At 70.3% G+C, this 25,724-nt stretch carries 21 protein-coding genes; 8 read left to right on the plus strand and 13 right to left on the minus strand.

The window, feature by feature from the left end:
- Positions 1–10: 10 nt before the first annotated feature.
- The gene (locus HNR67_RS07440; RefSeq protein WP_185001338.1) at positions 11–1,720 is read left to right on the plus strand and encodes a glycosyltransferase family 2 protein; all 1,710 of its coding nucleotides are present in this window, start codon (positions 11–13) and stop codon (positions 1,718–1,720) included.
- Positions 1,720–4,470 carry an SGNH hydrolase domain-containing protein gene (locus HNR67_RS07445; RefSeq protein WP_221489799.1) on the plus strand — a complete coding sequence of 917 codons (2,751 nt, stop codon included), beginning with the start codon at positions 1,720–1,722 and terminating at the stop codon, positions 4,468–4,470. The genes HNR67_RS07440 and HNR67_RS07445 overlap by 1 nt, the downstream gene beginning before the upstream one ends.
- On the opposite strand, the gene HNR67_RS07450 is transcribed toward HNR67_RS07445, so the two are convergent.
- Together HNR67_RS07450 and HNR67_RS07455 are read right to left on the minus strand one after the other, a co-directional pair.
- A complete protein-coding gene (locus tag HNR67_RS07450) occupies positions 4,460–5,938 on the minus strand; it encodes an SAM-dependent DNA methyltransferase (protein WP_185001340.1) in 1,479 nt (492 codons plus the stop codon). The two genes, HNR67_RS07445 and HNR67_RS07450, sit on opposite strands and share 11 nt — an antisense overlap.
- Positions 5,916–6,479, minus strand: a complete 564-nt coding sequence (locus HNR67_RS07455; protein WP_185001341.1) for a GNAT family N-acetyltransferase — start codon at positions 6,477–6,479, stop codon at positions 5,916–5,918. Before HNR67_RS07455 ends, HNR67_RS07450 begins: the two co-directional genes overlap by 23 nt.
- A gap of 108 nt (positions 6,480–6,587) precedes the next feature.
- On the opposite strand from HNR67_RS07455, the gene HNR67_RS45565 reads away from it, so the two are divergent.
- From HNR67_RS45565 to HNR67_RS07470, 3 genes are all read left to right on the plus strand, one after another.
- Positions 6,588–7,919, plus strand: coding sequence for an alginate O-acetyltransferase AlgX-related protein (locus HNR67_RS45565; RefSeq protein ID WP_185001342.1), 1,332 nt, complete (start codon positions 6,588–6,590; stop codon positions 7,917–7,919).
- A 71-nt stretch (positions 7,920–7,990) separates the two neighbouring features.
- Positions 7,991–8,614 (plus strand): alpha/beta hydrolase family protein, encoded by a 624-nt coding sequence (locus HNR67_RS07465; RefSeq protein ID WP_185001343.1) that lies wholly within the window; start codon positions 7,991–7,993, stop codon positions 8,612–8,614.
- 9 nt (positions 8,615–8,623) lie between these two features.
- A complete protein-coding gene (locus tag HNR67_RS07470) occupies positions 8,624–9,157 on the plus strand; it encodes a hypothetical protein (RefSeq protein WP_185001344.1) in 534 nt (177 codons plus the stop codon).
- Here the strand turns inward: HNR67_RS07470 and HNR67_RS07475 are convergent.
- The 7 genes from HNR67_RS07475 to HNR67_RS07505 all read right to left on the minus strand — a co-directional run bounded on the left by HNR67_RS07475 (position 9,121) and on the right by HNR67_RS07505 (position 16,224).
- Positions 9,121–9,990, minus strand: coding sequence for a metal ABC transporter permease (locus tag HNR67_RS07475; RefSeq protein WP_185001345.1), 870 nt, complete (start codon positions 9,988–9,990; stop codon positions 9,121–9,123). The genes HNR67_RS07470 and HNR67_RS07475 overlap by 37 nt on opposite strands.
- On the minus strand, positions 9,987–10,811 hold the full coding sequence (locus HNR67_RS07480; RefSeq protein WP_312986695.1) for a metal ABC transporter ATP-binding protein: 825 nt from the start codon (positions 10,809–10,811) through the stop codon (positions 9,987–9,989). Before HNR67_RS07480 ends, HNR67_RS07475 begins: the two co-directional genes overlap by 4 nt.
- On the minus strand, positions 10,808–11,758 hold the full coding sequence (locus HNR67_RS07485; RefSeq protein ID WP_185001347.1) for a metal ABC transporter solute-binding protein, Zn/Mn family: 951 nt from the start codon (positions 11,756–11,758) through the stop codon (positions 10,808–10,810). Before HNR67_RS07485 ends, HNR67_RS07480 begins: the two co-directional genes overlap by 4 nt.
- Positions 11,759–11,922: 164 nt before the next feature.
- On the minus strand, positions 11,923–13,032 hold the full coding sequence (locus HNR67_RS07490) for an ABC transporter ATP-binding protein (protein WP_185001348.1): 1,110 nt from the start codon (positions 13,030–13,032) through the stop codon (positions 11,923–11,925).
- A 122-nt stretch (positions 13,033–13,154) separates the two neighbouring features.
- Entirely contained in the window at positions 13,155–14,012 is an 858-nt protein-coding gene (locus HNR67_RS07495; RefSeq protein ID WP_185001349.1) for a sugar ABC transporter permease, read from the minus strand.
- Positions 14,012–14,893: a carbohydrate ABC transporter permease gene (locus HNR67_RS07500; RefSeq protein ID WP_185010303.1), complete on the minus strand. Its 882-nt coding sequence runs from the start codon at positions 14,891–14,893 to the stop codon at positions 14,012–14,014. The genes HNR67_RS07495 and HNR67_RS07500 overlap by 1 nt, the downstream gene beginning before the upstream one ends.
- 71 nt (positions 14,894–14,964) lie before the next feature.
- Positions 14,965–16,224, minus strand: coding sequence for an extracellular solute-binding protein (locus tag HNR67_RS07505; protein WP_185001350.1), 1,260 nt, complete (start codon positions 16,222–16,224; stop codon positions 14,965–14,967).
- Between the two features lie 191 nt (positions 16,225–16,415).
- Here HNR67_RS07505 and HNR67_RS07510 point away from each other — a divergent pair, with 191 nt between their 5' ends.
- Both HNR67_RS07510 and HNR67_RS07515 read left to right on the plus strand, forming a co-directional pair.
- Positions 16,416–17,474: a LacI family DNA-binding transcriptional regulator gene (locus HNR67_RS07510; protein ID WP_185001351.1), complete on the plus strand. Its 1,059-nt coding sequence runs from the start codon at positions 16,416–16,418 to the stop codon at positions 17,472–17,474.
- Between the two features lie 123 nt (positions 17,475–17,597).
- Positions 17,598–18,698 (plus strand): LacI family DNA-binding transcriptional regulator, encoded by a 1,101-nt coding sequence (locus HNR67_RS07515; RefSeq protein ID WP_185001352.1) that lies wholly within the window; start codon positions 17,598–17,600, stop codon positions 18,696–18,698.
- Here HNR67_RS07515 and HNR67_RS07520 read toward each other — a convergent pair.
- Entirely contained in the window at positions 18,664–19,884 is a 1,221-nt protein-coding gene (locus tag HNR67_RS07520; protein ID WP_185001353.1) for a pentapeptide repeat-containing protein, read from the minus strand. The two genes, HNR67_RS07515 and HNR67_RS07520, sit on opposite strands and share 35 nt — an antisense overlap.
- A gap of 148 nt (positions 19,885–20,032) precedes the next feature.
- Between HNR67_RS07520 and HNR67_RS07525 the strand changes: the two genes are divergently transcribed.
- Positions 20,033–20,656: a TetR/AcrR family transcriptional regulator gene (locus HNR67_RS07525; protein ID WP_185001354.1), complete on the plus strand. Its 624-nt coding sequence runs from the start codon at positions 20,033–20,035 to the stop codon at positions 20,654–20,656.
- On the opposite strand, the gene HNR67_RS07530 is transcribed toward HNR67_RS07525, so the two are convergent.
- The 3 genes from HNR67_RS07530 to otsB form a co-directional block, all read right to left on the minus strand.
- Positions 20,640–22,103, minus strand: a complete 1,464-nt coding sequence (locus tag HNR67_RS07530) for an alpha/beta hydrolase (RefSeq protein WP_185001355.1) — start codon at positions 22,101–22,103, stop codon at positions 20,640–20,642. The two genes, HNR67_RS07525 and HNR67_RS07530, sit on opposite strands and share 17 nt — an antisense overlap.
- A 53-nt stretch (positions 22,104–22,156) precedes the next feature.
- Entirely contained in the window at positions 22,157–23,065 is a 909-nt protein-coding gene (locus tag HNR67_RS07535; RefSeq protein ID WP_185001356.1) for a PD-(D/E)XK nuclease domain-containing protein, read from the minus strand.
- Between the two features lie 75 nt (positions 23,066–23,140).
- Positions 23,141–25,669: a trehalose-phosphatase gene (gene otsB / locus HNR67_RS07540; RefSeq protein WP_185001357.1), complete on the minus strand. Its 2,529-nt coding sequence runs from the start codon at positions 25,667–25,669 to the stop codon at positions 23,141–23,143.
- Between the last annotated feature and the right edge of the window lie 55 nt (positions 25,670–25,724).

The raw sequence follows: 25,724 nt of genomic DNA on the forward strand, positions 1-25,724 counted from the left end.
GGAAGAGACCATGTCGCACAGCACGCTCGTCCCCGTTCCGACCACGATCGCCGACCTACCGCCCGACCCCGCCGCGCTGCTGCCGCGGCCACCAGGTGACGAGGAGGTGTACGGGTACTTCGGGCCGCAGCGGCGCTGGGTGCTGGTGCTGTCCTCGCTCTCCTTCGTCTTCACCGCGGTCGCGTTGTTCCAGTTCTCGGTGCGCACGCCCTGGCTGTGGGTCTTCCTCGGGGTGCTCGTGCTCAACGTCGCCGGAGTGGTGATGTCGTTGCTGGACAACGGCAATCCGCGCCGGGTCAGCCGGGATCAGCACGATCTGCTGGTCCGGGTGTGGCGGCCCGCGGTGCTGCAGAGTGTGGATGTGTACCTGCCGACCTGTGGTGAGCCGATCCCGGTGCTGCGCAACGCCTACGAGCACGTGTCCCGGCTGGGCTGGGACGGGCGGCTGCGGATCTGGGTGCTCGATGACGGGGCGCGCCGGGAGGTGCGCGAGCTGGCCGCGGAGTTCGGGTTCGACTACGTGGTGCGGCCCGATCGCGGGCACCTGAAGAAGGCCGGCAACCTCAACCACGCGCTGACCGTCTCCGCCGGTGAGCTGATCGTCATCCTGGACGCGGACTTCTGCCCTCGGCCGGATCTGCTGGTGCACCTGGCGCCCTACTTCGAGGACGCGGGAGTGGGCATCGTGCAGACCCCGCAGTGCTTCGCCACCGACGCCTCGATGAACTGGCTGCAGCGGGCCGCGGGCGCGGCGCAGGAGTGGTTCTTCCGCTGGATCCAGCCCTCCCGGGACGCCAATGACGCGGCGATCTGCTGTGGCAGCAACGCGATGTACCGGCGGGCCGCGATCGAGGAGGTCGGCGGGTTCGCCAAGCTGGACCACAGCGAGGACATGTACACCGGACTGGCCCTGCTCGGCCGCGGCTACCGGACCCAGTACCTGCCGTTATTGCTGGCCAAGGGGTTGTCCCCGGATACCGTGCCGGCCTTCGTCAGTCAGCAGTACCGCTGGGCCATGGGCAACCTGCACCTGCTCACCGCACGCGAGGTGGTGCGGGTCGGCGCCGGTCGCCGGTTGCTGCTGTCGTACTGGAACGGCGTGGTCAGCTACCTGCTGACCGCGGTGAACGTCTTCGCCGCGCCGCTGCCGCCACTGATCATGCTGGCCCTCACCCCAGGCGAGGTCCGGCCCTGGCACATGCTGCCGTTCCTGCTGCCGGTGTGGACCTGGCTGGTGCTGATCCCGGCGGTCTCCCGCACCCGGTGGAGCATGCAGGTGATCCGGGCGCACCAGCTGGTCGGGTTCGCCAGTGCGGCCGCGGTCTGGCACACGCTGCGCGGACGCGGCGCGAGCTGGGTGCCGACCGGGGTGAGCCAGGGGCGTGGCGGACTCGCGCGCCGGGTGAGCCTGATCGCCTTCACCTGGCTGGGAATCACCACGCTGGCGGGCTGGATCGGTTTCGCCGCCGGGGTTTTCGCCTATGGGATCGCGAACTACTGGGCGCTGGCGGGGTATCTGCTGGTGCAGGGCTACCTGAGCGTGCCGTTGCTGGTGGACCTGGCGAACTCGCTGTGGCGTCCGGACCGGCAGCCGATCGGGGCCGGGAACCGTTGGGCGGCAACGGCCGCGCACCGGAGCTGGCCGGAACTGCTGGCGATCACGGTGGCACTGGGCGTGTTCGGGCTGCTCGCCTCCGGTCTGGTGGACGGGATCCTGTGATGACGGGTTACCACCCTGGCCGCCGGGGCGATATCGAGGGTCTGCGCGCGGTGGCCGTGCTGACCGTGCTGGGTTTCCACGCGAGCGTGCCGTTCTTCGGCGGCGGGTTCGTCGGCGTGGACGTCTTCTTCGTCATCTCCGGGTTCCTGATCACCGGCTTGCTGCTGGCCGACATCAGCACCGCGGGCGGCTTCTCGCTCAAGGAGTTCTACGCGCGCCGGGCCCGGCGGATCCTGCCCGCGGCCGGGGTGGTGCTGGTCGTGGTGGCGCTGCTGAGCTGGCTGCTGCTGCCGCCGTTGCGGGCCAAGGACGTCGCCTACGACGTGCTCTTCGGCGCGCTGAACCTGGCGAACTGGCGGTTCGTGGCCAACCAGACCGACTACCTGGCCGCGGCCCGCGACCACAGTCCGGTGCTGCACTTCTGGTCGCTGGGCGTGGAGGAGCAGTTCTACCTGGTCTGGGCGCCGCTGCTGCTCGGCCTGGCCGTGCTGGCCCGCAAACTCGGGCGGCCGGCGGTGCCGGTGATCGCCGGGGTGATCGGGCTGCTGACGGTCGGCTCGTTCCTGCTGTCGGTGCGCTGGACGGCGAGTTCGGAACCCCTGGCCTACCTGGGTTCGCCGACCCGCGCCTGGGAGTTCGGCCTCGGCGCGCTGGCCGCGATCGCGCTGCCCTGGCTGCGGTTGCCGGGACTGGCGCGCTGGGTGCTCGGGCTGCTGGGCGCGGGCGCGATCGGTGCGGCCACCGTGCTGTTCAGCTCGGCGACCGCCTTCCCCGGCTCCGCCGCGCTGCTGCCGGTGCTGGGCACGGTCGCGGTGATCATGGCCCAGGGCAACGGGATCGGTGGTTTCCTGAGCACCAGGCCGATGCGTGCGATGGGGCGGCTGTCCTTCTCCTGGTACCTGTGGCACTGGCCGGTGCTGGTCTTCGCCGAGGCGGTCGCCGGAGAGCTGGCCTGGCCGGTGAAGCTGGCGCTGGTGCTGGCCGCGGCCGGACCGGCCTGGCTGACCGCGAGACTGGTGGAGCGGCCGGTGCGGTTCTCCCCGACCATCTCGGCACTGCCGGTGCGCGGGCTGGCCATCGGGGTGACCGCGGTGCTGCTGCCGGTGGCCGCCGGACTGGTGACCGGCAGTGCGGCGCAGCGGATGATGGGCGGCGGGATCACCGAGCTGGCCGCCACCCTGCCACTGGCCGCCGCCGACGGCCCCGACCTGCTCACCGGCCCGGCCCCCGGGCTGACCCCGCCGGTGGACCTGGCCCGCGCCGACGTGCCGCCGGTGCCGGGCTGCGAGCTGTTCCCGGCCGAGCTGACCGGGCCGGAGTGCCTCTTCGGCGATCCGGCCGCGCCGCAGGTGCTGCTGATCGGCGATTCCCATGCCAGTCAATGGTTTCCGGCGATCCGGCAGCTGGCCGAGCGGCGGGGCTGGGCGGTGCGGGTGCGGGTCAAGCAGGGCTGTCCGCTGCCTGAGCTGACCGTGTACAACCCGACCCTGGGCCGGGCCTACACCGAATGCGACACCTGGCGGAAGGACACCCTCGACCAGGTCGCCGGGACCAGGCCGAAACTGGTCTTCCTGGCCTCGCTCAACCAGTACACCGCGGACCAGGAGCTGCTCGCCGCGGCCTGGCAGCGCAGCCTGGACCGGCTGGCCGCCACCGGCGCGCCACTGGTCTACCTGCGGGACACCCCGTTGCCCGGCAAGGACATCCCGGCCTGCGTGTCCGCGGACCCGACGGCCTGCGATTTCCCGCGCAGCCAGGCGTTGCGGCCCGATCCACTGGTCAACCGGGCCGGACTGTCCACAGTGGACATGAACGCGGTGCTGTGCCCCGGCGAGAGCTGCCCTGCGGTGCGCCAGGGCGTGCTGCTCTACCGGGACGATTCGCACCTGACCGCCACCGCGGTCGCGCTACTCGGTCGCCGGGTGGAGAAAACCCTTCAGCGCCAAGGACTTCTGCCGCCGGTGTGGCAGCAGGTCTTCCGCGAGGACTTCGACGGCCCGGAGGGCTCCGCACCCGATCCGCAGCGCTGGCAGCACGCCACCGGCACCTGCCACCCTGGCTGCCCGGCCCCGCAGTGGGGCACCGGCGAGATCGAGACCATGACCGACTCGACCGACAACGTGCGGCACAACGGCAAGGGACAGCTGGCCATCACCCCGATCCGGGCCAACGGCCAGTGGACTTCGGGCAGGCTGGAATCCCGGCGCACCGACTTCCGCGCGCCCGCCGGCGGCCTGCTCCGGGTGGAGGCGGTGCTCAAGCTGCCCGAGGTGGGCAAGGCCGACGGCGCCGGGTACTGGCCGGCGTTCTGGCTGCTCGGCGACGGGGTGCGGCGGGACAACACCGGCTGGCCGGGCGTCGGCGAGATCGACGTGCTGGAGTCGGTGAACGGCCGCGAGTCGGTGTTCGGCACCTTCCACTGCGGCGCGATGCCCGGCGGCCCGTGCCAGGAGCCGATGGGCCTGGGCAGCGGGGAAACCCCGTGTGTGGACTGCCAGCGGGACTTCCACCGGTACGCGATCGAACTGGACCAGGCCAAGGGCGAGATCCGCTGGTACCTGGACGGGCGGCAGACCTTCGCGATCACCCGCGACCGGGTGGGCGAACCGGCCTGGCGGCAGGCCACCGACCACGGGTTCTTCCTGATCCTCAACGTGGCCATCGGCGGCCGCCTGGCCGGGGATCCCAACGCCGCCACCGCCTCCGGCCGGCCGATGCTGATCGACTCGGTGACCGTGGCTACCGGCTGAGCGCGCGCCAGCGGGCCGTCAGCGCCTTGATGGCCCGCCGGGCGGCGGCCGGACTCACCTGCTCGGGCAGGTCGATGGTCAGCTTGGCCGCGGCCTCGGCCAGCGCCCGGTGCCCGGCCGTGCCGAGCAGGGTGGCCAGGTCGATCCGCTGCAGCAGCTTCTTGGTGATCGGGCGCTTGGCGTCCCAGAACACCAGCGCGGACAACAGGGTCGCGGTGGTCCGGCCGCGCAGCAACGCGGTCAGCACCGCGGCCTCGGCCAGGTCGGCGCAGGAGAGGAAGTAGCAGGTGTCATCCAGCAGCACCGGCCGGTCCCCGATTGGCGCGACCAGCCGGAACTCCACCTTCTTGTACATCCCGGAGATGGCCACCTTGTACGGCGCGAAGGTGTACTCGCCGATGCCGAACACGCTGAACCGCGGCCGGGCGCGGTAGATCGCCGACCGCCGGTTGTCCAGCGCCTCGGCGTGCGCGAGCAGGTAGCGCCACAGCTTCGGCGCGGTGCCGGCCAGCGCGGCGGTGTCCTCGCCGAGGCTGCGCTGCGGCAGCACCAGCCTGCGCCGGGCGGTGGTGGTGTTGCCGTGCACCAGGTCCGAACTCTTGAGCAGCGGGTAGAGGTGCTCGTCCTCGATCGGCGCCGGACCGGTCAGCTCCATCACCGCGGTGGCGTCGTGCTTGACCCCCTGCCGCCACTCCAGCTGGCAGGCCCCGTCCGCCTCGGCGGTCCGGTCGTACGCCTCGACATCGGCCACCAGCTTGCCGCGGACCAGGCCGAAATGCCGGGAAGGCGTTGCCGCGTCGAGGGAATCGTAGAGCGCGCAGGTGTACTCGCCTGGCGTGTCACCGAGCCGGAGGGTGAGCAGACCGGCGTCCACGTTGGCCCCGAACCAGCGGTGCGAGTCGATCAGCCGCAGGGTGGCCGCCTCGACCGGGATCTCCTGCTCGGCGCAGTGCCCGAGGATGTTGCGGGCCACCTGGGTCTTGCACAGCAGCGCGATGGTCGGCCGGTGCGCGCGCAGTTCGCCGAGCAGCTTCTGCCAGATGTACTCGGCCACGTCGAAGTTGGACTCACCGGTGCGCGCGGCCATCCCCGGCCGGTTCCTGGTGTTGGCCTTGACCGGCACGTTCGCCGACCCGAACCGGGTCAGATCGGCCATGGTCACCCAGGGCGGATTGCCCAGCACCAGCAGTTCGCCCCCGGCCACCCAGGGCAGGTCGGCGCCCAGGTCCAGGCCGAACACGCACTGCTCGCGGATGTCACCGTGCGCCCTGGCCAGTTCGGCGTGCGCGGGCTGGATCTCCACCCCGATCCGTTGCGGCACACCCAGTTCGGCCGCGGCGGCCAGGAAACTGCCGGTGCCGCAGGTCGGTTCCAGCACCTTGCGGTAGTCCCGCGGCGGCAGCGTGGCCACCACCGCGCGAGCCAGCGTCAGCGGGGTCTGGAAGTCACCGAACTCGTTGTTGGGCAAGAAGGGTCCGCCATTCTCGGTCAAGCAGACCGTAGTGCACGTCGTCGGCGAAACCGTCCCCTTCCCACCACGCCTCGCGGTGCCGTCCCTCCTCGGTGAACCCGGCGGCCAGCGCCGCCTTCTGCATCGGCACGTTGCGCACCCCGGTGACCAGCCGGACCCGGTGCAGCCCGAGCACGAAGAAGGCGTAGTGGCAGACCACCCGCAGCGCGTCGGTGGACAGCCCGCGGCCGCGGAAGTCCGACCGCAGCCCGATGCCGATCTCGCCGTTGCGGTGGTGGTAGTCGATCGCCCACAACGTCACCGACCCGGCCAGCTCCCCGTTCTCCTCGATCGCGAACGTCGCGCTCTTGGGCAGCGGTTTGGACCAGTGGTCATCCACCGGCTCCCAGCTGGCCAGCACCGTCTCCATCGGCACCGGGAACCAGGGGGCGGAGGAACTGAGCATGAAACCGGGCACGTCCGCGCGTTGCTCGGCGAAGAGCACCGCGATGTCTTCCTTGGTGCAGGGCCGGAGCACGACCTTCTCGCCACGCAGCATTGGCCGAGGCTAACTCCGGCGACCGGTCGTGGCCTCCTATTTTCCGGCCGGACACCGGGCCGGGTGGATCGGCGAACACCGACCGTGCCCGCCGGTTACCGTGGTCGGGTGAGTGTCCAGGACAACCCGCAGCACCGGCTGCCCGGCGTGCACGAGGCGCTGCTGCCCCGTGAGCACGCGCTGCACCGGCCGCGGCACGGCCACCGCCAGCGCACCGCGCTGACCACGGCCGGGATCTTCTTCCTGACCCCGCTGCTGGTCTGGGTGCTGGGCGCCCGGCCGGAGGCGTTCGAGAACCGGCCGCTGGCGGAGTTCCCGAGCCTGGGCGACGGCTGGGGCTTCTTCACCGGCCTGTCCCAGTGGGCCACCGACCACCTGGTCTTCCGGCAGGACGCGGTGCGCGCCGCCGACGGGATCAGCGAGGGGCTCTTCGGCGAGTCCGCCCCACTGGACCGCGGCCAGCAGCAGGGCCCGGTGCCGGGCAACCAGACCAGCTCGCCGCAGCCGCAGCCGAACGCGCCGGACCAGCCGGTCCCGGTGGACCAGCAGACGGTGCTGCCCGGCTTCACCAAGGTCATCCAGGGCAAGGACGACTGGCTCTACTTCGGCCTGGACATGCAGGCCAAGTGCGTGCCGGACAAGCCGCTGGACGAGGTGCTCCTCCGGCTGCGCAAGCTGCGTGCGGTGGTGGAGTCCTCCGGCCGGGCCTTCATCCTGATGATCCCGCCGGACAAGAGCACCATGGAGCCGGGCTACCTGCCGGAGGCCTACGGCGGCAAGGACTGCGCGAACGCGGCTGGCACCGCGTTCTGGAACCGGTTCAGCGTCGAACCCGGCGTGCTGGACCTGCGGCCCATCCTGAACGAGACCAAGCAGCGGCTGGGACGGCCGGTCTACCACAAGGACGACACGCACTGGAGTGACGAAGGCGCGGTCTCCGCGGTGCGCTCACTCAGCGAGCGGCTCAACCCAGGGGTCACCAAGCCCTGGTCGATCTCGCTCGGCGTGCCCTACAGCGGGCCAGGCGACCTGGCGCTGATGTCCGGCAAGCGGGGCAAGGTGGCCGGGTTCCGGTACGAGATCCGCCCGGACGGCGCCGAGGACCGGGTGAAGTCGCTGGACAGCAAGTTCACCGAGCCGGAGCGGGTGACCTCCAAGGAGATCCCCGGTGTGGTCGGCGGCCAGGTGATGATCTTCGGCGACTCGTTCCTGGAGTCCACCGGCCGGTACCTGCACGCCGCGCTGGCCAACTTCACCGCCTACCACTACGGCCACGCGGTCAAGGATCCGGCGCGCTCGGGCCGGCTGGCCGCCAACAACGACGTGGTCGTCTTCGAGGCCGTCGAGCGCAACCTCACCAGCGGCACCGCGGGCTTCCTCAGCAACGAGTTCATCGACGCCTTCGGCAAGGAACTGGCGGCAAAACCCCGGCCCAGGTAGGGGAAAGTCCCCAGGCGGTTCGGGGGCTCAGACCTGGTGTGCGCGCCGGAGTGGCCCGGCAGGCTGGGCGTATGAAGATCACTGGGGTGAAGGCGGTCGCCGCGGTCGGCGCGGCGGTCGTGCTGGCCGGGCTGCCGATGGCGGCGCAGGCAGGCGAATCGGGCCGGGGGACGCTGTTGTCGGCGACCTCGGTCGGTGGGGTCGAGGCGACGGCGATGCCGGGGTACCTGGCCAGGTTCAACCTGTCCTCGCCGCTGGCCACCCGCGGGGTGGACGGGTTCCGGATCGAGTACAAAACCGTTGACGCGCAAGGGAAACCCACCACGGCGACCGGGCTGGTGGCGGTGCCGCGGGGAGCGGGGCGGGAGCTGAACGCGGTCACCTGGTTGCACGGCACCCAGGTCTACCGGGGTGAGCAGGCATCGGTGCGGGCCGAGAGCGGGGACCGGGCGACCAGCTACCTGTTCGCCTCGGCCGGGAACCTGGCGGTCGCGCCGGACTACCTGGGGCTGGGGCAGGGCGCGGGGTACCACCCGTACATGCAGAACGGCCCGCTGATCACCGCGAGCGCCGACGCGGTGCGCGCGGCCCGGACGCTGGTGCGGCGGCAGGGGATCGCGGTGGACCGGCGGTTGCTGGTGACCGGGTTCTCCCAGGGTGGGTCGGGGGCGATGGCCTTCGGGCAGGCGTTGTAGCAGGGGCGGGTGCCGGGGCTGGGGGTGCGGGCGATCGCGGCGGTCAGCGGGCCGTACGACTTCCCGGCCGCGGTGACCGACGCGCTGGCGGGCAACGTCAAGAACTCAGTGGCCTACCTCGGGTACGCGGTGACCTCCTGGCAGCGGCTGCACCACCTCTACGACGACCCGGCGAAGGTCTTCCAGAAGCCGGAGCTGGCCGCGTTGTTCGACGGGCACACCCCGCCCCAGGAGATGTTCCCGAAGCTGCCGGGCAGGCTGGATGAGTTCTTCACGCCGGAGTTCCTGGACCGGCTGCGCAACCCGGAACCGGCACTGCGGGCGATCCTGGCCAGGGAGGGCACCAGCTGCCAGTGGCGGCCCAGGGTGCCGGTGACCCTGTTCGCGGCCACCGGCGACCAGGACGTGGCCTTCCGGCACAGCGAGACCTGTTCGCGGCAGAGCGGGGCGCCGGTGGTCAACCTCGGCGGCGTGTCGCACAACAGCTCGGCGCGGCTGGCCGCGGTTCAGACCGTGGCGGACTTCGCCCGGTTCAGCCGGTAACCGCCGACCCCCCGGCAGATCAGGTAGATCAGGAAGCTCAGCGCGGTGATGAACGCGCTGACCGGGACGCCTGGGGCCAGTGACAACAGGATGCCGCCGATGGCCGCCACCTCGGCGAAGAGCACCGAGAGCAGGATCGCCAGGCCGGGCCGGGCGGTGATCCGGGCGGCGGCCGCGCCGGGGGTGACCATCAGGGCCAGCACCAGCAACGCGCCGACGGTCTGCACGCCCAGCGCGGTCGCCACGCCGACGAGCACCGCGAACAGCGGGGTCAGCAGCCGCACCGGGACACCCCTGGCGGCCGCGACCTGCTCGTCGGCGCTGGCGAACAGCAGCGGCCGGTAGATCAGCGCGAAGACCAGCAGCACCACCGCGGCGGTGATCGCGAACAGGGCGAGTTCGCCCGAGTCCACGGTCACGATCTGCCCGATCAGCAGGCTGAATTTATTGTTCGTCCGGGTCGGATTCACCGCCAGCAACAGCACGCCGAGGCCCAGTCCGAAGGACAGCACCGCGCCGATCACCGAATCCCGCTCGGTGTCCTTCTGCCCGAGCAGGCCCAGCATCAGCGCGGCCACCACCGAACCGAGCAGCGCCCCGGTGCCCACGCTCAGGCCCAGCAGCAGCGCCGCGGCCGCGCCGGTGAAGGCCAGCTCGGCGGTGCCGTGCACGGCGAAGGACATCTTCCTGGCCACCACCATCGGCGCCAGCACCCCGGACACCAGGCCCAGCACCAGCCCGGTGAGCAGCGCGTTCTGTACGAAGTCCTCGTTGAGCAGGGTCAGCGTGAGCTGGAGGTCGAACAGCTTGGCGAAGAAGGTCTCCAGGCTCATCGCAGTTCCTCCGCGGGCTCGCGCACGTGCCTGCAGTCCTCGGCGGTGGTCTCGGCCTCCGCGCCGACCACCACGATCCGGTCCCGCAGCCGGAGCACCTCGACCCGGGTCCGGTACAGCTCGCTGAGTGTCTCGGTGGTCATCACCTCGGCCGGCGGGCCGATCCGGAACCGGCCGTCCACCAGGTACAACACCCGGTCGACCTGGTCCAGCACCGGGTTGATCTCGTGCGTCACGAACAGCACCGCCGCGCCGCTCTGCCGGGCCCGCTCGCCGATCAGCGCGCTGACCACCCGCTGGTGCGCCAGGTCCAGGGAGAGCAGCGGCTCGTCGCAGAGCAGCACCGCGGGCTCGCCGACCAGGGCCTGGGCCACCCGCAACCGCTGCTGCTCGCCACCGGAGAGCAGCCCGACCGGGGCTTTGGCGTATCCGGCCGCGCCCACCGAGGTCAGCGCGGCGTCGATCCGGTCCCGGCGGGCAGCCCGCGCACGCAGCGCGAACGGGCCCCAGCGGTGGCCGTCCAGGCCGAGTCCGACCAGGTCCCGGCCGCGCAGGGTGAGCGAGGTGTCCACCGCGCGCTGCTGCGGGATGTAGCCGATCTTGGTGCTGCCCCGGCGGACCGGCTCGCCGCCGACCTCGGCGGTGCCGCCGGAGAGCGGGTGCATGCCCAGCAGCACCCGCAGCAGGCTGGTCTTGCCGGAGCCGTTCGGGCCGAGCACGGCCAGGAACTCACCCGGCGCCACATCCAGGTCCAGCCCGTCCCACAGCACCCGGTCGCCGTAGGCGAGCCGGGCCTGCCGGAGGCGGACCGCGGCGGTCACTGCTTCAGCGCCGCGGCCAACTTGTCGATCTGCTCGCCCATCCACTGGGTGTAGTCCTTGCCCTCCGGGAGCGTCTCGGTGAGTTCGACCACCGCGACGTTCGCCTTGACCGCGTTCTCCTTGACCTGCTTGGTGACCGGTGACTCGGTCTGCGGGTTGTACACCAGCACCCTGGCCGTCCGCTCGGTCACCAGCTTCTGGATCTCCGCGATGGCGGCCGCAGGCGGGTCATTCTCCTCCTCGACCGCCTTGCTGAACTGGGCCGGGGTGACATCGGCGAGTCCGGCCTCATCCAGCAGGTAGTGCGCGATCGGCTCGGTGGCGGTGACCTTCACGCCGGTGTGCGCGGCCTTGATCGCGTCCACCTTCTGCTCCAGCGCGTCGATCCTGGCGGTGAACGCCTGCGCGTTGGCGGTGAACTTGTCCTTGGCGTCGGCCTTCAGTTCGCCGAGCTTGGCGGCGATGGCCTTGGCCACGTCCTCGACCACGTCCAGGTCGTACCAGAGGTGCTCGTTGGCGTGCTCGTGCCCGGCCTCGGCGGTCTCCGGCTTGGCGTGCTCGTCCTGGCCGGCGACCTTCATCGCCTCGACCACGGGCTTGCCGGTCTCGTTCTTGATGATCTGCGGCACGAAGTCGTCGTAGTGGCCGCCGTTGAACACCACCAGCGCGGCGCCGCGCACGGTGGCCGCGTCGGCCGCGGTGGACTCGTAGGAGTGCGGGTCGCCGGTCGCGCCAACCACGGCCTTGACCGAGACCGCGTCCCCGCCGACCGCGCGGGCCACATCGGCCCAGACGTTGGTGGAGGCCACCACGGATAACCTGCCGTCCGCGGCCGGGGCCGGGTTGCCGCTGTTCGCGGCCGGGGTGCCGCCGCAGGCGGTCAGGGTGAGCGCGGCCGCGGCGAGGGCGGCGACCGCACCCGTCCGCCGGGTGTTACGCGGGGTCATCGGATCCTCCTCCGAACGGGGTGGCTGCACTCATAAGAATGGAAACCGTTGTCGAGTTCAGCCTAACCCGCCGGAGCGAGTGCCGGTAACGAGGCGTGCCTCATATGCGGAACGGCGTGGTCACGAATGCATCGCGACCACGCCGTTCGGCGAGTAAGACCAGATCAGACGGTGGTCGCCGTGAGGCGGTCGCCGCTCTCCGGGTGGAACAGGTGGATCTCGCCCTGGTCGCGCAGGCCGACCTTCACGGTCTGGCCAAGCGCCGGGGGAGTACGGCCGTCGACACGCACGGTGAACCGCTCCGGGCGGTCGCCGATGCGCACGCTGCCGTAGAGGATCGCGTCCGCGCCCAGCTCCTCGACCAGCTCGACCACCATGCTCATGCCCTCGTCCTCGGACGGGACCAGCTTGAGCGACTCCGGCCGGACACCGAAGGTGACCTCGGTCAGGCCTGCCGAGCCGACCTTGTCCAGCACGGTCCGCGGCAGCGGCACCTCGAAGCCGTCGATCTGGGCTCCGCCGCTGGTCAGCGGCACCGTCTTGAGGTTCATCGCGGGCGAGCCGATGAAGCCGGCGACGAAGGCGTTGGCGGGGGTCTCATACAGCGCGCGCGGGGTGTCGCACTGCTGCAGCAGACCGTCCTTGAGCACCGCGACCCGGTGACCCATGGTCATCGCCTCGACCTGGTCGTGGGTCACGTAGATGGTGGTGGTGCCGAGCCGCTGCTGGAGGGTGGCGATGTTCGCCCTGGTCTCCACCCGCAGCTTGGCGTCCAGGTTGGACAGCGGCTCGTCCATCAGGAAGACGCTGGGCTCGCGCACGATCGCCCGGCCCATCGCGACCCGCTGGCGCTGACCACCGGAAAGCGCTTTCGGCTTACGCTCGAGGTACTTCTCGAGGTCGAGCATCTTGGCCGCCTCGAGGACCTTCTCCTTGATCTGCGGCTTCGGCACGCCGCGGAGCTTGAGCGCGAAGCCCATGTTCTCCCCGACGGTCATGTGCGGGTAGAGCGCGTAGGACTGGAACACCATGGCGATGTCGCGGCCCTTCGGCGGCACGTTGGTGACGTCCTTGCCGCCGATCTGGATCGCGCCCTCGTCGACGTCCTCCAGTCCGGCGAGCATGCGCAGCGCGGTGGACTTGCCGGAGCCGGAGGGGCCCACGAGCACGAGGAACTCGCCATCGGCAATGTCCAGCTGGAGCTGGTCCACAGCTCGCACCGGGGGAGTGCCCGCGTAGACCCGCGAGGCGTTGACGTAGGCGACCTCGGCCATGTGTGGTCCCTTTCGATGTGATGCAGGTGACGCCAAACTAGCTGGTGAGCGGTCTCACGTCAGCCCCCTGGGCGACACTAATTGGTAAAGACCACAGACAGTTGCAGGATGCGCTGCCCGTTTCACCCCTTCACCGCGCCCGCGGAGAGCCCGGTTACCAGGAATCGCTGGACGAGGTAGAACACGATCACCGCGGGGATCGCGACCAGGATCGATGCAGCGGCCAGATGGCCCCACTCGGTGCGGTTCTGCTGCACGAACACCTGCAGGCCGACCGCCAGCGTCTTGCTCTGATCGGCCGCGGACAGGAACGCCGAGGCGAAGGCGACCTCGCCCCAGGCGGTCAGGAAGGCGTAGAAGGCGGTCACCGCCAGGCCCGGCCGGGCCAGCGGCATGACCAGTCGCCAGAACACGCCGAAGTGCGAAAGTCCGTCGATTCGCCCGGCCTCGTCGATATCGGCCGGGATGGTGTCGAAGTAGCTCTTGAGCATGTAGGCGCAGAACGGGATCGCGGTGGTGCAGTAGATCAGCACCAGGCCGAGGCTGCTGCCCTGCAGGCCGAGGCTGAGCATGATGTTGTAGAGCGGCACGATCAGCACCGCGAACGGGAACATCTGGATGAGCAGGAAGCTCAGCATGGTGGCCCGGTAGCCGGGGAAGCGGAACCGGCTGACCGCGTACCCGGTGGTCGCGGACAGGAACACCGCGATCACCGTGGTCAGCGCGGCGATCAGCACCGAGTTGCCGAACCAGGACAGGAAGTCGCCCTTGGCCCCGGTGAGCACGTCGGTGTAGTTGCCGGTGGTGAACTCGTTGATCAGCTTCGGAGTGGGCTCCACCGCGCGCGAGTCCGGTTTGAACGAGGTGACCAGCACCCAGAACACCGGGAACACCGCGATCGCCGAGGCGAGCACCAGGGTGGCGTGCAGTCCGAAACTGGCCAGGGGGGAGCGCGCTCCGCGCTTGCGCTGTGTCGACATCACCAGACCTCGCCTTGCTTGCGCAGTGCCCTGCGGTACGCCGAGGCGAACACCAGCAGCAGCGACAGGATCAGCACGCCGTAGGTGGAGGCGATCGCGTAGTCCCTGGAGGCGCCGGAGAAGAACCGCTCGAAGGCGTAGATGACCAGGATGCGGGTGTTCGGGTTGATCCCGCCGGTGACCAGGTAGATCACCGCGAACATGTTGAAGGTCCAGATCGTGCCCAGCAGCACCACCGTGCTGGACACCGAGCGCAGACCGGGCAGCGTGATGTTGCGGAAGCGCTGCCAGGCGGAGGCGCCGTCGATCTCGGCGGCCTCGTACAGCTCGCCTGGGATGGACTGCAGCCCGCCGAGCAGGGCCACCATCATGAACGGCACGCCCAGCCAGACGTTCACGATGATCACCGCGACCAGGGCCAGATCGGACTGGCCCAGCCACACCGGCTGCGGCAGCCCGACCGCGCCGAGCAGCTGGTTGATGATCCCGTACTGCGCGTTGAACATGTACTTCCAGGCGAACGCGCTGATGAAGGCGGGCACCGCCCAGGGCAGGATCAGCAGCACCCGGTACAGCCCGCGCCCGGCGATGCGCCGGTTGAGCAGCACCGCCAGGCCGAGGCCGATCGCGTAGTGGCAGAACACGCTGGCGAAGGTCCAGATCAGCGTGCGCACCAGCACGGCCCAGAAGTCCCCGTAGGAGGGGTCCCCGGAGAGCACGTTGAGGTAGTTGGTCAGGCCGACCCACTCGTAGGTGGCGGGCCGGTCCAGGATCGGGTTGGCGATCGTGGCTTCGTTGATGTTGGTGAAGCTGTAGTAGACGCCCTGTGCCAGTGGCAGCAGGACGAGCACCCCGATCACCACCACGACCGGCAGCACCATCGCGTAGGCGTACCAGTGCCTGGCGAAGAAGTTCCGCACGACTAACTCATCTCTCCCCGAGGACCCTCAGCTCAGGAGTAGTCCTTGACGACCTGGTCCTTGTAGGTCTTGGCGACCTCGTCCAGGGCGGCCTTGGCCGTCTTCTTGCCGGAGAGCACGTCCGCGTAGGCGATCTTGAGCGGGTCGAACAGCTCGCCGCCCTGCGGGATCCACGGGCGCGGGTGCGCCTTCTGCACCACCGGGGTGAACCCCGCGACCACCGGCTGCGCCTTGACCTCGGCGGACTCGTACGCCGACTTGCGGGTGGGCAGCAGGCCCAGCTCCTTGGCGATGCTCACCTGGGAGGCGGTGCTGGACATGCACTGCACCAGCTTGATCGCGTTGTCCTTGGCCTTGCTGCCCTGGCGAACCACGTAGTCGTGCCCGCCGACCGGGGAGCTGCTGCCGGCCGGACCACCGGGGACCGGCGCGATGCCCAGGTTGGCCGCATCCTTGAACGCGTCGCCCTTGAGCAGGTCCACCGCGGCCCACGGGCCGTCGATGACCATGGCGACCGCGCCGGTGGAGAAGGCGGCCTTCATGTTGGTGTTGGAGTTGGTCGGGTCCTGCGCGGTCTGCGCGGCCTTGGCGTCGAGCAGGCCCTTGGCCGTCTCCAGGCCCTTCACCGACTCCGGCGAGTTGACCAGGATCTTCTTGTTCGCGGTGTCCACCAGGTCACCGCCCTGGCTGTAGATGAACGGCAGCGCGTAGTAGCCGTCGTTGTTGATGAACAGCGTCTTCTCGCCGAGCTTGGCGCCGGCGGCCTTGACCTCGTCCCAGGTGGTCGGCACCGCGACACCGGCCTCGGCCAGCGCCTTCTTGTTGTAGTAGAGCGCCAGCGCGTCGGTGACCTGCGGGACGCCGTAGGTCTTGCCGTTGAACTTGGTCGAGCCCAGCGGCACCTCGAGGAAGTCCGCGGTGTCCTTGCCGAGCGCGGTGTCGGTCAGGTCGACCACCAGGCCGTTGTTGGCCAGCTCCGGCACCCAGGCCACCTCGGCCCGGAACACGTCCGCGCCCTGGCCGCCCTGCGCGCTGGTCTTGAAGTTGCTGCGGGCCTGGTCGAAGGCCACCGTCTCCACCGAGACCTGGTAGCCGTCCTTGCTGGCGCAGCCCTCCGCGATCTTCTTGAACACGGGGGACTCGTTGGGACCGCTGGTGTCCCAGTAGACGACCTTGTTGGGGTCGCCTGCCGCGCCGCCGCCACCGCAGGCGGTGAGGGTCAGCGCGCCGGCCAGGCCAAGGGTGGCGACCTGGACGAGCTTCGAAACCTGTCCTCGGGAAGTGCGTCGCATCGTTGCTGTCGTTCCCTCCGGTACCCGCTGCATCTTTGCAAGCTTTTGCGTTGAGGCTGACGCGGATTTCATACCCAATGCCCTGGTTTGGTCAAGGTCTGACGCGTAACCAAGCCGTAACGGGGGTAGCTGACAGCTCCACTTGGACCAGTGATTGCAAAAACTTGCTGTGGCGTGCAGGCTGTCGGCTCGTGACGGGACTTGCCGATATCGCGCGTGCGGCCGGGGTCAGCATCTCCACGGTCAGCCGGGTGCTGAACCGGCGGGCCGGGGTCAACGAGGCCACCCGGCAACGGGTGCTCGGGGTGCTCGCGGACCTGCCCTACACCCCGCGCGGCCTGGGCGCGCTGCAACGCACCGGCGTGATCGGCCTGCTCGTGCCCGAGCTGTCCAACCCGGTCTTCCCCGCCTTCGCCGAGGCGCTGGAGACCAGGGCGGCGCGCGCCGGGTACGGCTCACTGCTGTGCAACACCCGCTCGGCCAGCCTGCGCGCCGACGGCGCCGACCACAACGGCGAGAGCCGGGAGCTGGTCGAGGAGGAATATGTCCGGATGCTGCTCGCCCGCGGCGTCGAGGGCATGGTCTTCGTCTCCCCGGAGATCACCAACGCCGAGGACGGCGGCGCGGGCTACTACGGGAAACTGCTGGCCGACGGCGTGCAGATGGTCTTCGTCAACGGCGGCGCGCCCGCGCTGGACGTGCCGGATGTGACCGTGGACGAACAGGTCGCCGGCTACCTGGCCACCCGGCACCTGGTCGAACTCGGACACCGGCGGATCGGCTTCGTCTGCGGCCCGGCCCGCTCACTGCCCTCCCGGCTCAAGCGCGCGGGCTGGTCCGCGGCCCTGGAGGAGGCCGGACTGCCCGCCGACCCCGGACTGATCGCGCACGCCCCCTACGGCGCGGCCGGCGGCGCCACCGCGATGAGCGCGCTGCTCGACGGCCCGCGCCCCAGCGCGGTGATCTGCTCCTCCGACCACATGGCCCTCGGCGCCATGCGCGAGGCGCACCGGCGCGGACTCAGCGTGCCCGCCGAGTTGTCCATCGTCGGCTTCGACGACATCCCCCTGGCCGCCTACTGCTCGCCCGCGCTGACCACCCTCGCGCAGCCGATCGAGGAGATGGCCAGGGCCGCGGTGGACGAATTGGTCCAGCGGCTCAACCCGGCGATCCGGCGTGGCGGCGGCAGTTACAGCCGGGTGTTCCGGCCGAAGCTGGTGGTCAGGGAGTCGACCGCGCCGCCGTCCTGACCTCTGAGATGGTCTAAACCAATCTGATCAGGGGTCACTCGAATGAGCTGGTCTTTCCTGGCTCTGAACACAGCTTGGTCACCCAGGCTTCACTAGGTGGTTCTGAACCGTTACGGTCACTTCATGGCGCGGTCTTTGAACGCGCGGCGCCCCGCGACACTGGCGTCGCTGGCAGCAGAACTCGGGGTCTCCCGCACAACGGTCTCCAACGCCTACAACCGGCCGGACCAGCTCTCGCCGGAACTGCGGCGCAGGGTGCTGGAAACAGCCCGCAGGCTGGGCTATCCGGGGCCGGACCCGGTGGCGCGCTCACTGCGCACCCGCAAGGCGGGCGCGGTCGGGCTGCTGCTCACCGAGAACCTCTCCTACGCCTTCCGCGACCCAGCGGCCATCGCCTTCCTCGAAGGACTGGCGCTGGCCTGCGAGGACGCCGGCACCGGGCTGATGCTGGTGCCCGCGAGCCCCGAGCGCGAGGACGTGGCCGCGGTGCACCGGGCCGGGGTGGACGGCTTCGTCGTCTACTCGGTGCCCGATGACGACCCGCACCTGGCCGCGGTGCTGGAGCGCCCGGTGCCCACCGTGGTCTGCGACCAGCCCGAGATCGGCACCGTGGACCGGGTCGGCATCGACGACCGCGGCGCGATGGGCCGGATGGCCAGGCACCTGATCGAACTGGGCCACCGCCGGATCGGCGTGATCTGCATGCGGCTGGCCCGCGATCGCAACGACAGCTTCGTCCCGGTGCACCGCCAGCACGAGGCGCACTTCCACGTGCAGCGCGCCCGGCTGGAGGCGCTGGCCACCGAGTTCACCTCGGCAGGCGTGGACTGGACCGGCGTGCCGGTGGTGGAGCGCTTCGACCACACCATCGCCTCCGGCTCCACCGCGGCCGCCCAGCTGCTCGACCGCGATCCGGAGATCACCGCGATCATCTGCACCTCCGACATCCTCGGACTGGGTGCGCTGGCCGAGGCGCAGCGGCGTGGGCTGCGGGTGCCGCAGGACCTGACCGTGACCGGTTTCGACGGCATCCCGGAGGCCGAGCGCCTCGGACTGACCACGGTCCGCCAGCCGGTGCTGGAGAAGGGCAGGGCCGCGGGCCGGTTGCTGCTGGACACGGTGGACCCCGGCAGGCCGCGCACGGTCACCCTGGACACCGAACTGATCGTGGGCACCAGCTCGGGCGCGCCTAAGCCAGCCGCTCAGCAGTGGTACGGCCCCTGACCTCGAGCACCTTGCCCTTGCGGTCCAGCACCGCGCGCCAGCCCCGGGGCAGCCGAAGCCGGTCCTCGGGGTTGGTCAGCTCGACGTTCTGCATGCCAAGCACCTCGCCGATGTCGGCCAGGTCCAGGTTCAGCGTCTCGATGGTCGATTCGTCGAACAGTGCGGCGCGTTTGAACACCGCGCTTTCCAGGTTGACGTATTTGAACGCCTTGATGAAGCTGAAGATCGCGTCATCGTGGAATTGCGTTTCGGCGGCCTGCACCTCGCCGTGGAACTCCGAGGTGCTGAAACTCGCCTTTCCGTAGAAGTGACTGCCGGTCAGCTCGACGGTGCCGATGAAGGTGACCGCGTCCAGGGTGAATCCGGCGTACATCTCCGCGTCGGTGGCGCTGAAGGTCTCCACCCGGCATTTGGTCAGCGCGAAGTTCTCCAGCACCGCACCGGTGAGGTCCAGGCTGCACACCACCTCTTCCGGGGCGTTGCGCAGGATCTCCGCGATCAGCCGTTGCGCGGCCAGCCTGACCTGGCGCTCCCGGTCATCCGCCCTGGTCTGGTCGTCCTCGACCCCCGGCAGTTTCTTGGGCTCCTTGATCGGCTGGATGTCATCGCCGGCGAGCTGGTCCCGCAGGGCCCCGTACCGCTTGTGCTGGAACGGACGGCGCAGGTAGGAGCAGAGCACGTCCACCACGGTCTGGGTGCGGCCGGGATGCGCACGGGCCAGGCCGACCAGCGCGTGCAGCGCGCCCACCCGAACCTGGTCGGCCTCGTGCCCGAGCAGCTCCACCGAGCGGGCGAAGCGCTCGTCGGCCACCCGCTCCCGGTCGTGCACGGCCCGCACGCGTTCCAGTTCCTGGCGGGCGACCTCCACGGTCTGCCGGTCCCGCTCGATCTCCCGCCGGTCCTCCTCGGTCCGCCGCCGCCGGTCGTTGAGCCACAACGCGTACAGCGCGATCAGCGCGCCGGAGGCCACCCCGCCGGTCTTGAGCGCCTCGGCCCGCCCTGCCCCCGGATCGGAGCTGAGCAGCCAGCCGACGGCCAGCCCGAGCACGCCGATCGCACCGGCGATGGTGGCGCCGAGCATGACGCTCTGCTTGTCCTTGTCCGCCCGCCGGGCGCGCACGATCAGCAGCACGGTCGCGGTCACCAGACCCGCCGCGCCACCGCCGATCCACAGCCAGGGCTCCATGTCCAGATTGTCTCTCCCGATCTGCCGTTCCTCCTGGTGAAGGATGTTTTTCCACCCGGACGGCCGAGAGAATGAACTCACAATTCGGCCGATGCTGTCGAATTGTCAACGTGCGCCTTCGTAAATCCAGCCGGTTATCCTTGCCGCTATGACTCAGGCGCCGCGCACACGGGGCAGGCTGAACCGGTCGCTGGTGCTGACCAAGGCCATCGAGCTGATGGACGCCGAGGGTGTGGACGGCCTCACCATCCGCGCCCTGGCCACCGCGCTGGGCGCCAAGCCGATGGCGATCTACACCTACTTCGCCGGCAAGGACGAGCTGTTCACCGCGGCCTACGCGGAGCTGGTCGCGGGCATCCCGCTGCCCGGGATCGAGGACGGGATCGCCGGGCTGAAGCAGAACCTGCGGGCGCACCGGGCGGTCATGCTGGCCCATCCCTGCGTACTGCAGCTGGTGCTGCGGCTGGGCAGGCCGACCGAGTACAACCTGCGGCTGAACGAGGCCGCCTTCGGCGTGCTGCTGCACCTCGGGCTGGCCCCGAGGGAGGCGCTGCTGCGGGCCATGGCGGCGAGCTGGCTGGCCCTGGGCAGCGCCACCAACAGCACCTCCCGGCTGGCCACCAACCCCGTTGTGCTGCCGACCGCGGCGGACTTCCCGCCGGAAACGCACCCGGCCCTGCACGCGGTGCTGTCGGTGCTGCCCGGCCTCGACGACGCGGAGCTGTTCGAGGCCGGGCTGGACCTGGTGCTCGGCCCTACTTCCGACAGGTGACGTCCTTGGCGGGCAGTGCGCCGCCGAGCAGGTAGCGGGTCACCTCGCCGTCCACGCAGGCGTTGCCGTAGCGGGCGTAGAGGCCGTGCATGCGGGCATCGGTCAGGGTCACCAGCCGGGCCTGCTCACCGAGCATCCGGCGCATGCTGACCGCCCCGGAGTACGGGGTGGCCGAGTCCCCGGTGGCCCCGACCACCAGCGAGCTGTGCCTGGCCGCCCTGATCCGGGTGGTCGGCTCCAGCGGCCGGTGCGGCCAGTACGCGCACGGCCCGATCCCGGCCGCGGCCGCGCCGAAGAACGGGTACCGCTTGGCGTCCACCGCCGATTCCACCGCGTACCTGGCCGGGTTCCGGTCCCAGTCCGCGTCGGTGCACTGCACGGCGAGGAAGACCGAGACGAAGTTGTCCGCGGGGAAGGTGGCCAGCACCGCGTCCAGGAAGCCACGCACCGCAGGGTCACTCAGCTGCCCGTCGGCCAGATCGGCGACCAGTCCGGCGAGCACCGGATCGCTGTGGTCGTTGTACAGCACCAGCCTGCTGACCTCGCGCAGGGTGTTGCCGTCCAGCTGGAGCTGCCCGTACCGCACCGGCCGCTCGTCCAGCGCCCGCTCCAGCTTCGCGTAGTGCGCGCGCACCGCCGCCACGGTCGCGCCGAAGTGATAGGTGGCGTCCTGGCCGGCGGCCCAGTCCACCCAGTCCGCGAACGCGGTCTCCGCGGCCGGACCCCAGCCCCGGTTCATCCCGTGCCAGACCTTGGCCGGGTCGATCGCCCCGTCCAGCACCATCCGGTCCACCCGGTCCGGGAAGAGCTGGCCGTAGACCGCGCCCAGGTAGGTGCCGTAGGACCCGCCGTAGAAGCTGATCCGCGCCTCGCCGAGCCCGGCCCGGATGACGTCCAGATCCCGTGCGGCATTGCGGGTGGAGGCGAAGGGCAACAGGTCCCCGGCCGCCCGCTGGCACTGCTCGGCGACCTTCCTGGCCTCCCGCGCCTCGGCCGCGAACCCGCCGGGCCCAGGCAACCGCGGCCACAACGCGTCGAACACGGTCCCGGTGAACCCGCAGGAGAGCGGACTGCTCCTGCCGACGAACCGGGGGTCGAACCCGATCAGGTCGTACCGGTCGAGCACGTCCTTGGGGAAGGTCTGCGCCACCCCCAACGGCATGTCCAGTCCACTGCCACCAGGCCCACCCGGGTTGACCAGCAACACCCCGCGCCGCTTGGCCGGATCGGCGGCCTTGATCCGGGAGATCGCCAGGTCCACGGTCTTGCCGCCCGGAGACCGGTAGTCCAGCGGGGCACGCAGGGTGGCGCAGTCCAGTGGGGTGGCCGGGTTCCCGTCGCAGTCCGTCCACTGTGGACTCTGCGGCGCCGCGGTCAGCGGCGGGGACAGGGAAAGCGCCAGGAGCGCCGTCAGGGATGCCACGAACGCGGCACGGCTGGTACGCATGCTTCCGAAATTACGGGACGGCCTAGTTTTTGCCGTCGGCCGTAAGAAGGGTTTCAGGTGGCGACCACGACCCGGATCCGCAGCGACTCGCTGAGTTCGGCGAGGTCGCGTTCGAACCCGCGGGGGTTGGTGATCCGGCGTTTCGGGTCGTAGATGTAGATGAAAAGCGCGTCCACGTCCGGATGTGCGCGAAAGTACAGGATGTCGTTTGCCAGCTGTTCCCGGACTCTCTTCGTGGTGAGGTCCGGTCGCATGTACTTGGTCTCGACCGCCACCCGCTCGTCTTTCAGCAGGAAGTCGAGCCGGGACGAGCCGCTGGCGACAGAAGGTGTGGGTTCCTCCACCCGGACATCGTCAAAGTGCAGCATCGCGACCGCGTGCAGGACTCGCTGCACGTCGTATTCGTTCTGGATCCTGACCGCGGTCTGCCCGTGGCCGCAGTTCGCCAGCACCGCGTACATCTCCGGCATGCGGCGCGTGAGCCGTTCCAGCAGGTCGAACGTGTCTACCCGGGTCGGCGTAGGTGCCGGTGTCACCGCTGCGGAGTTGAGGCGGGAGAGCGCCTCCATCAGCAGCTTGCGCTGGGTGCCGATCGGCCCTTTGAAGCGATCGTTGTATGGGTGCTGCCAATAGCCCAGAATCCCGGTGAATTCACTCGGTTTTCCGTTGCCGCCACCGAAGAGCTTCGGGCGAGGACGAACCGGCTCATGTAGGAAGTGTCTGATCCGGTACCGCAGCGCGGCCACGTTTCCCTCGTACTCGAAGCGGAACTTCTTGCACAGGTCGCTGGGAAGCAGCGGCAGGCAATCGGTGAACCAGATGTCGTAGGCGGCGGATAGTTCCGCAGCCGCCGATCTACCGGCGGCGAAGTCGTCGACCTGTACTCGCTGCGCGAGTTCGTCGAGTGCCGTGACCTGGGCGATGAGTGCTTCGAGCCGGGGCGCCCGAACCTGCACTGACATGTGCGGATTGTAGTCGCGGATCCCGACAGCCGAGCGTGGCGTTCCCGCAGGACCTGCGGGAACGCCACTGCCTACTCAGGCGTCGAGCAACTGGGCGCAGCGGATCAGGCCCAGGTGCGAGTACGCCTGCGGGTGGTTGCCCAGCGAGCGCTCGGCCACCGGGTCGTACTCCTCCGGCAGCAGGCCGGTCGGCCCGGCGCAGTCCACCATCTGCTGGAACAGCTCCTCGGCCTCGGTGCGGCGGCCGGTGAGCAGGTACGCCTCGATCATCCAGGCCGCACACAGGTGCCAGCCGCCCTCGGTGCCGGGCAGGCCGTCGTCGCGGTGGTAGCGGTAGACGGTGACGCCGGAGCGCAGTTCGGCCTCGGTCGCGGTGACCGTGGCCTGGAAGCGCTCATCCGCCGGGTCGATCAGGCCGGACAACCCGATGTGCAGGGTGGCCGCGTCCAGGTCGGTGCCGTCGTAGGCCGTGGTGAAGGACTGGACCTCGTCGTTCCAGCCGTGCTCCAGCACGTCAGCGGCGATGGTCTCGCGCAGGGTGGCCAATTCCGGGTCGACCTCGCGGCCGAAGCTCTCGCCGAGGGCGAGCGCCCGGTCCAGGGTGACCCAGCACATGACCTTGGAGTACACGCGGTGCCGGGGTGCGGCCCGCTCCTCCCAGATGCCGTGGTCGGGCTCGTGCCAGCGGCGGGTGACCGCCTCGGCCATCGCCTGCACCATGCGCCAGTCCTCGTCGGTGAGCTTGCCCCTGGCTTCGGTCAGCTTCTTGACCAGGTCGACCACCGGGCCGAACACGTCGAGCTGGACCTGCTGGTTGGCCAGGTTGCCCACCCGCACCGGGCGGGAGCCCGCGTAGCCGGGCAGGGTGTCCAGCACGGCCTCCGGGCCCAGCGTGGTGCCGTGCAGGGTGTAGAGCGGGTGCAGCCGCTCCGGGCTGGCCAGCGTGCCCAGCACGGTGTGCAGCCAGCCCAGGTACGCCTCGGCCTCGGCCAGCGAGCCCACCGACACCAGTGCCTGCGCGGACAGCGCAGCGTCCCGCACCCAGCAGTAGCGGTAGTCCCAGTTGCGGACGCCGCCGATCTCCTCCGGCAGTGAGGAGGTGGCCGCGGCCAGGAACGCGCCGGTCTCGCCGTGCTGCAGACCGCGCAGCGTCAGGGCGGAGCGGGCGACCAGGTCGCGCTGGGTGCCGGGCAGGTCCAGTCCGGCCAGCCACTCGGTCCAGTAGGAGTCCGCGCGGCCGCGCCGCTCGGCCTCCGGGGTCGCCGCGGCCGCGAGGTCGTCGGTGCCGCAGCGGAGTTCGAGCACCACCGGCGAGCCGGGGTGCACCGCGACGATGGCCTGCGCGGTGTCGTGCTGGCCGTCGCTGGTGATCTGCCAGTGCACGCCGGGGGAGCGCAGCACGATCGGGTCGGAGGTGCCCAGCACCCGCAGCCCGTCGTCCTCGGCCACCAGCGACACCGGGACCTGGCCGAACTCCGGCCGCGGCGCGAAGGTGACCAGCGCGGTGGTGTTGCCGGAGATCACCCGCACCAGGTCGGTGCGCTGAGCGGGCGCGTAGTGGTCCAGGTAGTCGGTGACCAGCAGCTTCGACCAGCGGGTTTCCACGGTCATCGTGCCCGGCACGTAGCGCTGGCCCAGTGGCAGGCCGTTGCGCTCGGGCTTGATCGAGAAGTGACCGGCGGACGGGCCGCCGAGCAGGTCGGCGAAGATCGCGGCCGAGTCCGGCTCGGGGTGGCACAGCCAGGTCAGCCGGGCGTCCGGGGTGACCAGGGCGACCGAGCGTTCGTTGGCCAGCATGGTCAGCCGCTCGATCGGCACCGCCTGCTCGCCGTAGAGCCAGTGGCGGCGCTCCTCCAGCAGGAAGGCCAGCACCAGGGCGACCTCGGCGGTGTCCGGGATCCGGTACTCCGCGGCGGTCTCCCCCTCGCCCACCTTGATGCCGAGGTCGGGGCCGGTGAGCCGGACGAAGGCCTTCTCGTCGGTGACGTCGTCGCCGATGAAGAACGCGGCCGAGGCGGCGACCTGGTGCCGCAGCACGTCCAGGGCGTGGCCCTTGTCGGTCTGGATCACCGCCAGCTCGATCACCGCCTTGCCCTCGGTGACCTGGATGTCCGGCCAGGTGCACGGGCCCTGGCGGACGGCCTCGAAGACGCGCTCGCCGATCTCGGGCTCGGCACGCCGGGAGTGCACCGCCACCGAGGCGGGCTTGAACTCCAGGTGCACGCCGGGAGCGTCGGTGACGATCTCCTCGATGGCCCGGCGGACCCTGGTGAGCCGGTCCTTGGCGGCGGCGTCGAGTTCGTGCACGAAGCCGACGTCGAACTCGGAGCCGTGCGAGCCCACCAGGTGGACCTCGGCAGGCAGTCTGGACAGGGTGGCAAGGTCGCGCAGCGCGCGTCCGGAGATGACCGCGATCGTGGTGGCGGGCAGGGCGGCCAGCGATCGCAGCGCGTTCACCGATTCCGGCAGCGGCCGGGCACGTTCGGGATCGGCGACGATCGGGGCCAGGGTCCCGTCGTAGTCGCAGGCGACCAGCAGCCTCGGAGTACGAGCCAGCTGAATGATCGCGCGCCGCAACTCGATGGGGAGGGTCTCGGCGGTCAACGCCTTCCTCCTACGTGGCGTTCGGGGCGGTTGAGAACTATGTGGGCGCGCCCCG

Origin of the sequence: Crossiella cryophila (assembly GCF_014204915.1) — a bacterium.
In the GTDB taxonomy this organism is placed as follows: domain Bacteria; phylum Actinomycetota; class Actinomycetes; order Mycobacteriales; family Pseudonocardiaceae; genus Crossiella; species Crossiella cryophila.